Raw genomic sequence first — 14,673 nt, forward strand, 5'->3', positions numbered from 1 at the left:
CAATGGGCCGGAACTATGCTCGACCCATCGTCAACAGGCTGGCCGCCCCCGTCGCGGCCGCCCAACCATTCGAGGTATGCCATGCGTGAAGTAGTGATCGTCGACAGCGTCCGGACCGGCCTGGCCAAGTCCTTCCGCGGCAAGTTCAACATGACCCGTCCTGATGACATGGCCGCCCATTGCGTCAATGCGCTGCTGTCGCGCAACGACCTGGATCCCAAGCTGGTTGAGGATTGCATCGTCGGTGCCGGTTCCAACGAAGGCGCACAGGGTTACAACATCGGCCGTAACGTGGCGGTCCTCTCGAACCTGGGCATTCAATGCGCGGGCATGACGCTCAACCGCTTCTGTTCGTCCGGTCTGCAATCGATCGCCATCGCGGCCAACCAGATCGCCTCGGGCTGCAGCGACATCATCGTCGCTGGCGGCGTAGAGTCGATCACCATGACGGCCAAGAGCCGCAACAGTGACAACCTCTTCAATCCGATTCTGCAGGAGCGCGTCCCTGGGCTGTATCACAGCATGGGCCAGACCGCTGAAATGGTAGCGCGTCGCTACAACGTGACCCGCGAGCAGCAGGATCAGTATTCGCTACAGAGCCAGCAGCGCACGGCACGGGCCCAGGCCGAAGGTTTGTTCCAGGACGAAATCGTCCCGATGAACGTCCGCTACTTCACCGAAGACAAGGCTACCGGCGAGCGCACCGAACACGAAGGCGTGGTTGATCGTGACGACTGCAACCGTCCCGATACGACGCTGGAGAACCTCTCGTCGCTCAAGCCCGTGTTCGCGGATGACGGCTCCGTCACCGCTGGCAACGCGTCGCAGTTGTCCGACGGTGCCTCGATGACGCTGGTGATGAGCCTGGACAAGGCGTTGGAGCTGGGGCTGAAGCCGCGTGCCTATTTCCGTGGGTTTACCGTCGCCGGTTGCGAGCCGGACGAAATGGGCATCGGTCCGGTGTTCTCAGTTCCGCGTCTGCTTCAGGCGCGCGGCCTGCAGGTCAGCGATATTGATCTCTGGGAGCTTAACGAAGCCTTCGCTTCTCAGTGCCTCTATTGCCGCGACACGCTCGGCATCGACAACGAGAAATTCAACGTCAACGGCGGCTCGATCTCCATCGGTCACCCCTTTGGCATGACCGGCTCACGTACTGCGGGCCATCTCATTCGTGAGCTGCAGCGCCGCAATCAGCGTTACGGCGTGGTGACCATGTGTGTGGGTGGCGGCATGGGCGCATCGGGGCTGTTTGAAGCCGTGCGCTGAGGCAGTCAGATAAATAAAAACCCGCGTCTGGCGCGGGTTTTTATTGCCAAAGTCTGGCACCTGAGGCCCGTAGGGTGAGTTTCAGCCCACCACCCCTCGGCTAGGCCGCTGCCTTAGCTCAGCTGCGACTGGATTCGAGCATGGTTTCCGGCCGTACCCACTGATCGAACTCTTCATCAGTGAGATAGCCAAGTGCAAGCGCCGCTTCGCGCAAGGTGGTGCCTTCGGCGTAGGCCTTCTTGGCGATTTCGGCCGCCTTGTCGTAACCGATGTGCGGGTTCAGTGCGGTCACCAGCATCAGCCCTCGCTCCAGATGCTCGGCCATACGCCCGGCGTCCGGCTCCAGTCCGACGATGCAGTGGGTGTTGAAGTTACGGCAACCGTCAGCCAACAGCCGGATCGACTCGAGCATGTTGTGCACGATCACCGGCTTGAACACATTGAGCTGAAGATGACCCTGGCTCGCGGCGAAACCAACGGTAACGTCGTTGCCCATGACCTGGCAGGCAAGCATGGACAGTGCCTCGCACTGAGTCGGATTGACCTTGCCTGGCATGATCGAGCTGCCCGGCTCGTTGGCTGGCAAACGCACTTCGGCGAAACCACCTCGCGGGCCCGAACCAAGCAGGCGCAGGTCATTGGCGATCTTCATCAGAGCAGTGGCCAGCGTTTTCAGAGCGCCCGAGAGCGCTACCAGCGGCTCATGGCCGGAGAGAGCGGCAAATTTATTGGGTGCGGAGACAAACGGAAGGCCCGATAGCGCGGCCAGTTCAGCCGCAATCGCCTCGGCAAAACCGTGCGGGGCGTTGAGGCCTGTGCCTACCGCGGTGCCGCCCTGGGCCAGCTCGTAGACCGCGGGCTGGGCGTGTCGAATCGCGTGTTCAGCGATATCGAGCTGGGCGACGAATGCCGACAGTTCCTGGCCGAAGGTCACCGGAGTGGCATCCATCATGTGGGTGCGCCCGGTCTTCACCAGCTGACCGTGACGTGCCGCCTGTTCGGCGATGCCACCCGAGAGTTCGGCGATGGCGGGCAAGAGGTCGTCGTGGATCGCCCGCGCAATGGCGATGTGCATGGCGGTAGGGAAGCAGTCGTTGGAACTCTGTGCACGGTTGACGTGGTCGTTGGGGTGGACGGGGCTCTTGCCGCCGCGTGCACCACCGGCCAGTTCGTTGGCGCGTCCGGCAATGACCTCGTTGACGTTCATGTTGCTCTGGGTGCCGCTGCCGGTTTGCCAGACCACCAGCGGAAACTGATCGTCGTGTTGACCATGAAGGATCTCGTCCGCAGCCTGTTCGATCAGACGGGCGATGTCCGGCGGTAAGTCGCCTATGCGGTCGTTTACTCGCGCCGCAGCCTTCTTGATCAGCGCCAGTGCATGGCAGACGGCGAGCGGCATGCGCTGCTCACCAATAGCGAAATTGATCAGGGAGCGCTGTGTCTGAGCGCCCCAGTAGGCATGCTCAGGTACTTCTACAGGTCCTAGACTGTCTGTTTCGGTGCGTGTCATGCCGTGCTCCATCAATGAGGTATCCCTGTTAGGTCGCTGGCAGCGGGCACAGGTTCAATCTGGCCTGCAGCGTGCCTTGAGCGACGGGAACTCAGCGCGCAGAATGTGTCCATTGAGGCTCACCTAACGATCGCCAAGGATCATCTCATGCACATGCTTCGTACATTCGGCCTTTGTAGCGCTCTGTCGATCGCGCTGCTCAGTGGTCACGCCGGCGCGGACAGCGCCAGCCACGCAACCCAGGCCGAACGTTTCCTGGAATTGGTCAACGCCGATCGGCTGTCGGTGCCAGTCTACGGCCAGGTGCAGCAGATGTTCGCCCAGCGCTTCGAACAGACTCGGGCACCGGAAAGCAAGCGCGCGCTTCTCGAGCAATATCAGTCCAAGGCTGATGCCGCGCTGGACAAGGCCATCGGTTGGGATAAGGTCAAACCCGATCTGATCAAGCTCTACACCGAAACCTTCACCGAGCAGGAACTGACCCAGTTGAACGACTTCTACGAGTCGGCGCTGGGCAAGAAGATGCTGACCAAACTGCCGGAGCTGAATGCCCGCTCGGCGCAGATTACCCAGGCCAAGCTGGAAAGCGCTGTGCCCCAGGTAAACAAACTGCTGGCAGAAATGACGGTCGAACTCGATACCCAGAAAAAGCCCTGACGGAGCACGCCCGGCATGCCCAAGATCGACCTTATCCAAGACGCGCTGCAAAGCACACTGCAACCTCAGCATCTGCAGGTGCTGGATGAAAGCCACATGCACAGCCGTGGTCAGGAAACCCATTACAAGGCGGTGATCGTCAGTGAGGCGTTTGCCGGTCTGAATGCGGTCAAGCGCCACCAGCGCGCCTACGCTGCCATGGGCGACCTGATGCCGCAGATTCACGCCCTCGCACTGCACACCTATACCCCGCAAGAGTGGGCCGAGCAGGGCGTCGCACCTGCGTCCCCGGTCTGTGCCGGGGGACATAAGTAGTCAGCTGCCGGGCGGCTTGAAGCCTGTCCTGCAATTATTGCTAGAATGCGCGCCGCGCCGGCTAACGCCGGCGTTGTCGTTTTCGCATTCCCGGTCCGCCCTTTGCGTGGGTGACCACTGGAGGAAGTAACCCGCATGACCCAGAAGATCGTCGTTGCGGCGCTGTACAAGTTCGTCTCCCTGCCGGACTACGTCGCGTTGCGTGAACCCCTGCTCAAAACCCTTGAGACCAATGGCATCAAAGGCACGCTGTTGCTGGCTGAAGAAGGTATCAACGGCACCGTGTCCGGCACCCGCGAAGGGATCGATGCCTTGCTCGCCTGGTTTGGCAGCGATGCCCGCCTGGCGGACATCGATCACAAGGAATCCTACTGTGACGATCAGCCGTTCTACCGCACCAAGGTCAAGCTGAAGAAGGAAATCGTCACCCTCGGTGTGGAGGGCGTGGATCCCAATCAGCGCGTCGGCACCTATGTCGAACCGAAGGACTGGAACGCGCTTATCGAAGATCCGGAAGTGCTGCTGATCGACACCCGCAACGACTACGAAGTGGCCATCGGGACGTTCGAAGGCGCAATCGACCCGAAAACCAAGTCGTTCCGCGAGTTTCCGGAGTACATCAAGGCCCACTACGATCCGGCCAAGCACAAGAAGGTCGCGATGTTCTGCACCGGCGGTATCCGCTGCGAGAAGGCGTCCAGCTACATGCTCGGTGAGGGTTTCGAAGAGGTCTATCACCTCAAGGGCGGCATTCTCAAATACCTCGAAGAAGTACCGCAGGAAGAAACCCGTTGGCGCGGCGACTGCTTCGTGTTCGACAACCGCGTTACCGTCCGCCATGACCTCACCGAGGGCGACTTCGACCAGTGCCACGCCTGCCGCGCACCGATTTCGCTGGAGGACCGCCAATCCGAGCACTACGCTTCTGGCATCAGCTGCCCGCACTGCTGGGATAACCTCAGCGAAAAGACGCGCCACAGTGCGCGTGAGCGGCAGAAGCAGATCGAACTGGCCCTCAAGCGCAACCAGCCACACCCCATCGGCTACAACTATCGCAAGGCGGGTGTTTAACCGTACAGTCATCAGGCGCACTAGACGCGCTTTACCCTGATAGAACCGGAGCGCCGATGAGCAGCCGACTGATCTACGTGATGGACCCGATGTGCTCGTGGTGTTGGGGCTTCGCACCGGTTGTGCAGGCGCTGATCGAGCAGGCGCAGGCTCGTGGGGTAGGTGCTGATCTGGTCGTCGGGGGATTGCGCCAAGAGCGTACCGCAATGGACCAGGCGGCCCGTGACCGAACGGCGTCCTACTGGCATGCGGTACATGAGGCGAGCGGTCAACCCTTCAACTTCGAGGCGGGTCTCCCTGACGGGCTGGTCTATGACACCGAGCCCGCTTGCCGGGCACTGGTTGCTGCGCGCAGTCTTGATCCTCAGGTCGCCTGGCGACTCGCCGAGTTGATTCAACGCGCTTTCTATGTCGAAGGGCGCAATGTGACGCTGCCTCAGGAGCTGGTTGAACTGGCCGAAACTGCTGGGATTCCGCGCATCGAGTTCGCCGATCGTTTCGACTCCCAGACCGCCCGCGATGCTACCGTTGCGGATTTCGAGTGGTCGCGCAATCTTGGCATTGCCGGGTTCCCCACCTTGCTCGCTGAACACGATGGTCAGCTGGCGTTGGTGACCAGCGGATTTCAACCGCTCGAGACGTTAACTCCGTTGTTGACGCGCTGGCTGGACCACAACATCAATGCCTGATCAGCTCAGCTGGGCCGAAATCCGCCGCCTCGCGCTGCACCATCGTAAAGCTTTGGTGTTGGCCAACCTTGTCGCGGTACTGGCGACGCTGTGCAGCGTGCCGATCCCCTTGCTGCTGCCGTTGTTGGTTGACGAGGTGCTGCTGAAGCAGGGCGACGCCGCACTTCAAATCATGAACAACTTTCTTCCGCCAGGATGGCAGACGGCGGTCGGCTATATCGGCCTGATGCTCTGCGTAACGCTGCTGCTGCGTGCTTCGGCGTTGGTCTTCAACGTGTTGCAGGCCCGGCTATTCGCTCGGCTGTCGAAGGATCTGGTCTATCGCATCCGAGTGCGCTTGATCGAACGGCTCAAGCGTATCGCGCTGAGCGAGTACGAAAGCCTGGGTGGCGGGACAGTCGCCGCCCACCTGGTTACCGATCTCGAGACAATCGATAAATTCATTGGCGAGACGCTCAGCCGCTTGCTGGTTGCCGTGCTTTCCATTGCCGGTACGGCGGCGATCCTGCTCTGGATGCATTGGCAGCTGGCGCTGTTGATCCTCTTGTTCAATCCGCTAGTGATCTACGCCACGGTGCAGTTGGGCAAGCGTGTCAGGCACCTGAAAAAGTTGGAGAACGACAGCACCTCGTTGTTTACCCAGGCGCTCACTGAAACCCTGGATGCGATCCAGGAAGTCCGCGCCGGCAACCGGCAGGGTTTCTTCCTCGGGCGCCTCGGTCTGCGGGCTCGCGAAGTCAGGGACTATGCAGTCGCTTCGCAGTGGAAGACGGACGCCTCCAACCGCGCCAGCGGTCTGCTGTTTCAGTTTGGTATCGATATCTTCCGCGCCGCGGCCATGCTCACGGTACTGTTCTCCGACCTTTCCATCGGGCAGATGCTCGCGGTGTTCAGCTACCTGTGGTTCATGATTGGTCCGGTTGAACAGCTGCTCAATCTGCAATACGCCTTCTATGCGGCAGGCGGTGCGCTGAGCCGTATCAATCAGCTGCTGGCGCGTGCCGATGAACCGCAGTATGCCGGCGGTCAGGATCCGTTCGTTGGCCGCGAAACGGTCGACATCGAGGTGCAGGGGCTGCGTTTCTCCTACCAGGATGAGCCTGTGCTGGAAGGGCTTGATCTGACTATCTCGGCGGGCGAGAAAGTCGCCATCGTCGGCGCCAGCGGCGGCGGCAAGAGCACGCTGGTGCAGTTGCTGCTGGGTCTCTATCAGCCGCAGGCCGGGCATATCCGGTTCGCTGGGGTCGAGGTGCAGGACATAGGCCTGGCCACGGTTCGCGACAACGTCGCGGTGGTGCTGCAGCATCCGGCCCTGTTCAACGACACGGTGCGCGCCAACCTGCTGATGGGCCGTGAACGGGATGACCAGGCGTGCTGGCGGGCGCTGGAAATCGCTCAGCTGGCCGACACAATTCGCCAATTGCCAGCCGGGCTGGACAGCATTGTCGGTCGTTCCGGTGTGCGTCTTTCCGGCGGTCAGCGTCAGCGACTGGCGGTGGCACGCATGGTGCTCGCCGAGCCCAAGGTGGTCATTCTCGACGAGGCTACCTCGGCGCTGGATGCGGCAACCGAATATGCACTGCATCAGGGGCTCAATCGCTTTCTGCAAGGGCGAACGACGCTGATCATTGCTCATCGGTTATCAGCAGTGAAGCAGGCCGATCGGGTGCTGGTTTTCGATGGCGGCCGCATCGCGGAGCAGGGCGATCACCAGCAGTTGATCGCAGACGGAGGCCTCTACGCCAAGCTTTACGGGCATCTCCAGCAGCATTGAAACTGTGCTTGCCTAGCGGGTCGGGGACTTCTGTCCACTGCTGCTCTCTCGGGCCGGCTATGTGCCATTAATGCCCGATTAAAATGATCAAAATTTGCGTTCAACTTTAGTCGCAGCCTGCCGACTTCATGGCTGTGCCTATCTCATCTATCTAGGAAGTTAAGATGCAGTCCGTCGATTTATTCGCCAACCTTTCCGTAGGCAAGAAGCTGCTGTTTGGCTTTGCCATGGTCCTGTTGCTGACGCTGGGTGTCGCCGGAACCGGCTTCTATGCTGTGGACTCGATTCTGACCCGTTCGTATCAGATGAATCAGCTTTTACGGATCAACGCCGCCATCCTCGAGGCCCGCGGCCTGGAGCGTGATTTTGCGCTGACTCGGAGTGACGAATCCGCGGCCGCCTTGCGCAGCACCTTGGCCAAACTCAATCAGGAACTGGACGTGCTTGCTGAAAGCGCGCCCGAAGAAGACCAGCAGACGCTGCAGCAGATTCGCAGTAACGCTGAGGAGTATGCAGGCAAGTTCACTCAATACGGTCAGCTGATCGACCGCGGCATTGCGCTTCGGGAGCGCATGGCCGATGCGGCGCAGAAGAGCCGTGAGGAATTCGAGTACATCGAGCTGGATATGTACGACGCGGTGCGTGTCTTGCGCCTTGAAGGAGACCGTTTGAAAGGCAGTGACCCGCTGACCATCGCTGAAGCGGCTTCCGGCCTGACCAAACGTATCCTCGATCTGCGTACATTCGAAAGCATGTTCATTGGCAACAGCGCTCAAGCCGCGGTGGACAGCTGGAACGAGTCCTATCAGGACGTGACGACCATCGGCAGCAGTCTCAAAACCTGGCTGAATGACGAACAGAAAGCCACCATGGACGGAGCGCTGGCCGCACTGGCAACCTACCAGCAGGCATTCGGTGAGTTCCGCAGCAACCGGGCCGAGCGTGTCGCGCTGGAGCAGGCGATGGTAGCCCAGGCTCAGCGCATCCTGGACACGGCCGACAAGGCGTTGGCTGGTGCCACCGAAGCGATGCAGGACCAGCGCCGCAGTGCCTATATGCTGCTCGGAGTCATCAGCGTTCTGGCTGTGGTGATCGGCTTGATGGCGGCCACGGCAATTTCTCGGATGATCGTCGTTCCGCTGCGCTATACGGTACAGCTGGCTCAGCGGGTAGCCGAAGGCGATCTGACCCAGTCGCAGAAAGTCAGCCGCCGCGACGAGCTTGGTCAGCTGCAGCAGGCCATGTACGGCATGACCGACAGTCTGCGCACCCTGATCGGCCGCATCGGTGGGGGTGTCGGTCAGATTGCTACCGCAGCGGAACAGCTTTCGGCGGTGACCGCGCAAACCAGCGCTGGCGTGCAGAAGCAGCGGGTTGAAACCGAACAGGTGGCTACGGCCATGCATGAAATGGCCGCTACCGTTCAGGAAGTTGCACAGAACGCCGAGCAGGCCTCGCATGCCGCCCGGCAGGCTGACCAGCAGGCGCGCCAGGGCGATCGGGTCGTGCAAGAGGCCATCGGCCAGATTGGCAGCCTGTCCGGCGAAGTCGAGCACTCCGCTCACGCCATCGAAGAACTGAATACCGAAAGCGGCCGCATCGGCACCGTACTGGAGGTGATTCGCGCGGTGGCTGAACAGACCAACCTGCTCGCACTCAACGCAGCGATCGAAGCTGCCCGTGCCGGTGAGCAGGGCCGCGGTTTTGCCGTGGTGGCTGACGAGGTTCGTGCCTTGGCTCGTCGCACGCACGACTCCACCGAGGAAATCGAAGGCCTGATCGCTAATCTGCAGCGGGTGGCGCATAAGGCTGTCGAGCAAATGGAGACCAGCCGAAATCTGACCCAGCGCACCGTCGGCCTGGCGAACGAAGCGGGCAGTGCGCTCGGTCGCATTACCGAATCGGTTTCAACCATCGAGCAGATGAACCAGCAGATCGCCGCTGCAGCTGAGCAGCAGAGCGCCGTGGCGGAAAACATATCCGAGAGCGTCACCCGTGTGCGCGACATTGGCGAGCAAAGCGCCAGCGGCAGCGAGCAGACCGCCGCAGCGAGTGCCGAGCTGGCGCGCTTGGGCGTCGAACTGCAGGGGCTGGTGGCGCGTTTTCGTACCTGAGGCTCGCACCCGTGAAATAAAAAAGCCCCGGTATGCCGGGGCTTTTTATTGGGGTCTGAAACTACCGAACTCCGCCCAAAACTATTTCAGACGAGCTGGCCAGCAGACGGACATCGCGCTCAGCCGGGCCGGTTAAGGTCTGCTGCCCACTCGGCCAGCGGCAGGCCCGGCTGTTGTTGCCAGATGCGCTGCCAGAGCTGTTTGAGCCGGTCCAGATCGCCGCGTTCGGCGGGCAGTCGCTCGACGTAGGGAATCAGCCCCCAGCCCGTTCCGTTGCGCTCGGCGAGAGCAAAGCGGAAGGGATGAAAACCAGTCATGCCGAGACGCAGATCGGTCACCAGCAGCTGGCCTCCCACCTCATCGTAACGGAGCACGTTGCCGGTAAACCATTGCAAGCGAGCATGCTGCGGCGATTCGCGAAGAGCCGTGGCGAGCCGCTCGCTGCGAGGAATACTCACCAGTTCAGGTGGTTGGTCATCGAACCAGCTCACCAGCGCTTCGTAGTATTGATCACCTTCAATAATAATGACTCGCCACAACAGGCTGTTGAACGGCGTCGGTGTACTGAACAGCTGGCTGGCCTGTATACCCCGTGCGTCCATTGCCGCTTCCACGCGCTGCTCGGCCATCTGCTTGCCAGCAAGGGTAAAGCCCAAGTAGAGCGACGACAGCAGCAGTGCGCTCGCAGCCCAGCGGGGCATGCGGCCCTTCACGCCGACGAACGCACCGACCAGCACGGCTAGCAGCAGCGGGAGGCTGTACAGCGGATCGATAATGAACACGCTGGACCAAGCCACCGGCGGCGTGGTCAGCGGCCAGAACAGCTGGGTGCCGTAACTGGTGAAGGCGTCCAGCAGCACATGGGTCACCAGCACCAGCCAGATCGTGAGAAACAGGCGCATGCCGCTGTAAGCTGGATCAGGTCGTATTCGTCGCGCCAGCCAGGCCAACATGACGGCCAGTGTACTGAGAACGAACAATGAATGGCTGAAGCCTCGGTGATAGGTCATATCGGCGATGGCATCACCATAATCGATGACTACATCCAGGTCGGGCAGGGTGCCGAGCACGGCCCCATAGAGCAGGGCCTTGCGACCTTGCCAGCGGCCAAGCAGCGATGCCTGAACTGTGGCGCCGAGAAGGGCTTGTGTTATCGAGTCCATGCGCGATTCCGTCTTTTCCGAGTGCGCTACGGTAGCCGAACCGGCTGCGCCGTAGCGGCTCCAAATCATATAAAAACATGTCCGCAAGGCTCCTGTTGTGGACAATGACCTCTGATCCCGACCGATGTAGGACCGATGATCGACATATCCAGCAACGTACAACTAGCCGACAGCGAGATCGAACTGACTGCCATCCGCGCCCAGGGTGCCGGCGGGCAGAACGTCAACAAGGTATCCAGTGCGCTGCACTTGCGCTTCGACATCAATGCGTCTTCATTGCCCGCGTTCTATAAGGAGCGCTTGCTGACGCTGCGCGACAGTCGCATCACCAGCGACGGCGTGATCGTGATCAAGGCGCAGCAGTACCGCACTCAGGAGCAGAACCGCGCAGACGCTCTGGAGCGTCTGGCCGAAATCATCCGTAGCGTGACAAAAGTGGAAAAAGCGCGCCGCCCGACACGCCCGACGCTGGGCTCCAAGAAGCGGCGTCTGGAAGGCAAGACCAAACGCGGTGCGATCAAGGCCGGAAGGGGCAAAGTAGATTTCTGAAGATTGTCAGTGGCACGGCCCCGCCAGCAGACAAGATGCGGCGGGGCCGGTTTGACTGCACCTGTGTCAGGCCCTAGAGCAGAACGGCCACAGACTTGTCGCAAGCGGGCCGGCTTCAGTTGCTTAAGAGTGCGTGCCGGTGCGTGGTTCGGCGACCTCTTCTTCGTCGAGTGGCTGCTGGCCTTGGTCGAGAATGTCCGCCTCAGCGACCTCGCCCTCCGGCGTATCCGGCATAAGCTCGAGCACGGTATGGCTGGTGCGTAGCATCGGCGTGAAGTGGCCGTGCGGCTCGGTCACCAGATCGAACACGCGGCGCGCACGGAAGTAGGAATACAGCGCCAAAAACGCCAGGGTGACCGCGAAGAACACAGGCAGTGCCTTGGGCCCGAAAAAGCTCATCAGACCGCCTGCGATCACAGGGCCAAAGGCCGCACCAAAACCGTTTGCCAGCAACAGTCCGCTCGAACCGGACAGAATCTCGTCTGGGTGCAACTGGTCGACCATCTGCGCGACGGCAATCGAGTAAATGGAGAAGGCCAAACCACCCCAGAGAAACATCATTCCCAGTAGCAGCGGACCGGAGGTCAAGGGCGTGATCAAGCCGCCGATCACCGCGGCAATTGCCACGACCCAGAGCAACACCAGGCGGCGGTCATGCTTGTCGGAGAATAAGCCGATGGGCCACTGCAGAACGGCGCCGCCAAGAATGGTGATACTCATCAGCAGGCCTACACCTGCGGCATCGAAACCTGTCTGCGAGGCATAGACCGGCGCGAGGCCCCAGAACCCCCCGAGGGTCAGGCCGGAAATTCCCGCAGCCATCAAGGGCAATGGCGCGATTCGCGCCAGCTGCAAGAGGTCTGTAGCCGGCATGTCGGGCTGCGCGGGCTGCGCCTGACGTGTCAGGGTAATCGGCATCAGGGCTGCGCAGATCAGGATCGCGGCCAGCGCAAACAACGTGAAATTCATCGGGCTGTCGAGACTCAGCAATTGCTGAGCCGCAGCCAGCGAGCCGAGGTTGACGGCCATGTACAGGGCGAACACCTGGCCGCGCTTTTCGCCGCTGACCTGCGCATTGAGCCAGCTTTCGATCACCATATAGAGCGTGACCAGGGCGACGCCGTACATCACCCGCAGCACCAACCACACCCATGGGTTGACGATCAGCACGTGCAGCAGCACGGCGACCGAGGCGAGCGCGGCGTAGAAAGCGAAGGTGCGGATGTGGCCGATGCGCCGGATCAGCGAAGGCGCCAGCCAGGTGCCGACGAGAAAGCCGGCGAAATAGCCGGACATCAGCAGGCCGATCAGCCCGGTGGAATAGCCTTCTTCAATGCCGCGCAGCGTCAGCAGCGTGTTCAGCAATCCGTGGCCGAGCAGGAGAAATGCAACTCCACCCAGCAGCGAGCTGATGGGGGCTAATAACGACGTCATAGCAAAACAACCTTGAGCAAATAATCCGTGAAGGCAGGCCGCCATGTTACGCGGCGTGCCGTTTTCCATATAAGTGACAAAAGCCACTTCAACATCCGATCATCGATGCGTTGGACTACGCAGGTTGGGCAGCATCTTTGCCCGAGGATTCAAAACGAAGCGGAATTTCCAGCAGAGCGCCTCTTCTGAGCTGGCTCAGCTAGCCTGAACCGATCAGCTCCGACAGCCGATCCAGACCCGAGCGCAGCTTTACAAGGCTCCAGAGTACAAGCTTGGCTCAACTTTTCACCTTTGTCTTGATGCGAGCGTCGCGATCAATGCTCGGACACCACCAGGCAGGGCGTCGAGCTCGCGAACTAGAATGCTGCGCTCCCGGACGGCCCAAGGCTCGTCGAGGTCGACCAAGGCCAGGTTCATGGTGCGGCTGTGACGACGTGCCGCGGATTCGGGAATGATGCCAATGCCGACCCCTGCCTCGATCATCCGGCACACCGCTTCGAAACTCGATAGCTGAATGCGCAGTGAAAGCTGACCGCCGGCCGTCTCTACCTGATCACGCAAGAATGACAATAAAGTACTCCCCTCGTGCAAGCCGATGTGCTGGAAGCTCAACGTCTGGCGGAGAGTCACTTGTGGCTCACCGTCCAGTGGATGACCGATCGGCACGGCAAGCAACAGCCGGTCAGTACTGAAGTGCAGCACCTGTAGTCCCTCGGCACTCACCGGACCGGCGATGATTCCCATGTCGGTGCTGCCGTCGAGCACACCGCGGACGATGTCGCGGCTCAGCCTTTCCTGCAGGTCAACGCTTACGCCGGGGCGCTCGGCGAGAAAGCCGGCCAGCACTTCCGGCAGGAACTCTGTTACCGCTGTGGTGTTGGCGAAAATACGGATATGTCCGGCCGAATCGGTACCGTATTCGGTGAACTCGCTCTTCAGGTAATCCACCTGACGCATGATCAGCCGGGCGTGCTGCAGCAGCTTGTGGCCGGCGGGCGTCAGCTCGACACCGCGGCTGTCGCGGTAGAGCAACCGGCTGTCGAGCTGACTTTCCAGCGCCTTGATGCGAGCGCTGGCGGCTGCCGGTGAAAGATGGGCACGACGCGCGCCCTGGGTCAGGCTCGGGGATTCGGCGATATGGATGAACAGGCGTAGGTCGGCCAGATCGAAATGCATGCTTGATACCGGTGCTTGGAACGGCGTTCAGCTTAGCCGAACGCTGGTGTCGGTAAATACAAATTCACGGAACGCCGCCTTCGTAGCATTCTCCAGCGAAACAAAGACAAAGACCGGAAGCCGCAATGACCGATATCTCTGCCTGGATTGGCCGCCGCGAAGAAGTGCATGACCAGCTCAGCCGCAACCTGCTGATGCGCATCGCCGCCACATTTGGCGAAACCACCCCTGCCCATGGCGAGGCCTTGCCGCCGTTGTGGCAATGGTGCTTCTTTCAGGAGCCCATCGCCGAGAGCGGCCTGGGCGAGGACGGTCACCCGGCGCGCGGCGGCTTCCTGCCCCCGGCCGATAACCGCAACCGCATGTGGGCCGGCGGTCGCGTCGAGTTTCTCCGTCCGCTGGAAGCCGGTGGCGAGGCGCGGCGGGTATCGACCATCAAGCACATCGAGGAAAAACACGGTCGCACCGGCGCGCTGCTGTTCGTCACCGTGCAGCACGACTACCTGCAGGACGGCCGTCTGGCCATCCGCGAAGAGCAGGACATCGTCTACCGTGAGCCGAGCCCGCCAAAGACCAGCAGCGGCGAACCCATGGTCGCCGGTGGCTGGCGCGAGGCGGTAACGCCGACGCCGACGCTGCTGTTCCGCTATTCGGCGGTCACCTTCAACGGCCATCGCATCCATTACGACTGGCCCTACGTCACCGAGGCCGAGGGCTATGCCGGTCTGGTCGTTCACGGCCCGCTGATCGCAACCTTGAACCTGCGCGCCTTCTGCCGCGCCAATCCCGACGCCCGCCTGCGCCGCTTCGCCTACCGCGGCCTGCGCCCGCTGATCGCGCCGCAGCCGTTCGAGGTCGGCGGTCGCATCGTCGCGCCGGGCAAGGCCGAACTCTGGGCCGGCGACCACAACGGCCTGGCGCAGAAAGCCGAAGTGGAATTCGACTGAATCGTAGG

Annotated in this window: 13 protein-coding genes; 9 read left to right on the forward strand and 4 right to left on the reverse strand. The window is 61.3% G+C overall.

Features of this window, described 5'->3' with window-relative positions; genetic code table 11:
* The first annotated feature begins 81 nt into the window (after nt 1-81).
* A complete protein-coding gene (locus AAGW23_RS11620; protein ID WP_148924923.1) occupies nt 82-1,266 on the forward strand; it encodes a thiolase family protein in 1,185 nt (394 codons plus the stop codon).
* 118 nt (nt 1,267-1,384) lie between these two features.
* Here the strand turns inward: AAGW23_RS11620 and AAGW23_RS11625 are convergent, their stop codons facing one another.
* Nucleotides 1,385-2,776 carry a class II fumarate hydratase gene (locus tag AAGW23_RS11625; protein WP_342406638.1) on the reverse strand — a complete coding sequence of 464 codons (1,392 nt, stop codon included), beginning with the start codon at nt 2,774-2,776 and terminating at the stop codon, nt 1,385-1,387.
* Nucleotides 2,777-2,923: 147 nt separating this feature from the next.
* On the opposite strand from AAGW23_RS11625, the gene AAGW23_RS11630 reads away from it, so the two are divergent.
* From AAGW23_RS11630 to AAGW23_RS11655, 6 genes are all read left to right on the forward strand, one after another.
* Nucleotides 2,924-3,433: a DUF2059 domain-containing protein gene (locus AAGW23_RS11630; protein ID WP_342406639.1), complete on the forward strand. Its 510-nt coding sequence runs from the start codon at nt 2,924-2,926 to the stop codon at nt 3,431-3,433.
* Nucleotides 3,434-3,448: 15 nt separating this feature from the next.
* Nucleotides 3,449-3,748, forward strand: coding sequence for a BolA family protein (locus AAGW23_RS11635; RefSeq protein ID WP_342406640.1), 300 nt, complete (start codon nt 3,449-3,451; stop codon nt 3,746-3,748).
* Nucleotides 3,749-3,883: 135 nt separating this feature from the next.
* A complete protein-coding gene (locus AAGW23_RS11640) occupies nt 3,884-4,819 on the forward strand; it encodes a rhodanese-related sulfurtransferase (protein WP_342406641.1) in 936 nt (311 codons plus the stop codon).
* A 56-nt stretch (nt 4,820-4,875) separates the two neighbouring features.
* Nucleotides 4,876-5,508 (forward strand): DsbA family protein, encoded by a 633-nt coding sequence (locus tag AAGW23_RS11645; protein ID WP_342406642.1) that lies wholly within the window; start codon nt 4,876-4,878, stop codon nt 5,506-5,508.
* Nucleotides 5,501-7,282 carry an ABC transporter ATP-binding protein gene (locus AAGW23_RS11650; protein WP_342406643.1) on the forward strand — a complete coding sequence of 594 codons (1,782 nt, stop codon included), beginning with the start codon at nt 5,501-5,503 and terminating at the stop codon, nt 7,280-7,282. Before AAGW23_RS11645 ends, AAGW23_RS11650 begins: the two co-directional genes overlap by 8 nt.
* Before the next feature lie 164 nt (nt 7,283-7,446).
* Nucleotides 7,447-9,396 (forward strand): methyl-accepting chemotaxis protein, encoded by a 1,950-nt coding sequence (locus tag AAGW23_RS11655; protein ID WP_342406644.1) that lies wholly within the window; start codon nt 7,447-7,449, stop codon nt 9,394-9,396.
* A gap of 119 nt (nt 9,397-9,515) precedes the next feature.
* On the opposite strand, the gene AAGW23_RS11660 is transcribed toward AAGW23_RS11655, so the two are convergent.
* Complete coding sequence (locus tag AAGW23_RS11660) at nt 9,516-10,559, reverse strand: metal-dependent hydrolase (protein ID WP_342406645.1); 1,044 nt, start codon at nt 10,557-10,559, stop codon at nt 9,516-9,518.
* Nucleotides 10,560-10,694: 135 nt separating this feature from the next.
* Between AAGW23_RS11660 and arfB the strand changes: the two genes are divergently transcribed.
* Nucleotides 10,695-11,108, forward strand: coding sequence for an alternative ribosome rescue aminoacyl-tRNA hydrolase ArfB (arfB, locus tag AAGW23_RS11665; RefSeq protein ID WP_342406646.1), 414 nt, complete (start codon nt 10,695-10,697; stop codon nt 11,106-11,108).
* Between the two features lie 123 nt (nt 11,109-11,231).
* On the opposite strand, the gene AAGW23_RS11670 is transcribed toward arfB, so the two are convergent.
* Both AAGW23_RS11670 and AAGW23_RS11675 read right to left on the reverse strand, forming a co-directional pair.
* Nucleotides 11,232-12,542 (reverse strand): MFS transporter, encoded by a 1,311-nt coding sequence (locus tag AAGW23_RS11670; protein WP_342406647.1) that lies wholly within the window; start codon nt 12,540-12,542, stop codon nt 11,232-11,234.
* A 285-nt stretch (nt 12,543-12,827) separates the two neighbouring features.
* Nucleotides 12,828-13,718, reverse strand: coding sequence for a LysR substrate-binding domain-containing protein (locus AAGW23_RS11675; protein ID WP_342406648.1), 891 nt, complete (start codon nt 13,716-13,718; stop codon nt 12,828-12,830).
* A gap of 125 nt (nt 13,719-13,843) precedes the next feature.
* Here AAGW23_RS11675 and AAGW23_RS11680 point away from each other — a divergent pair, with 125 nt between their 5' ends.
* Nucleotides 13,844-14,665, forward strand: a complete 822-nt coding sequence (locus AAGW23_RS11680) for an FAS1-like dehydratase domain-containing protein (RefSeq protein ID WP_342406649.1) — start codon at nt 13,844-13,846, stop codon at nt 14,663-14,665.
* Nucleotides 14,666-14,673: the final 8 nt, after the last annotated feature.

Origin of the sequence: Stutzerimonas chloritidismutans, from assembly GCF_038562055.1 — a bacterium.
Classification (GTDB): Bacteria; Pseudomonadota; Gammaproteobacteria; order Pseudomonadales; family Pseudomonadaceae; genus Stutzerimonas; species Stutzerimonas chloritidismutans_A.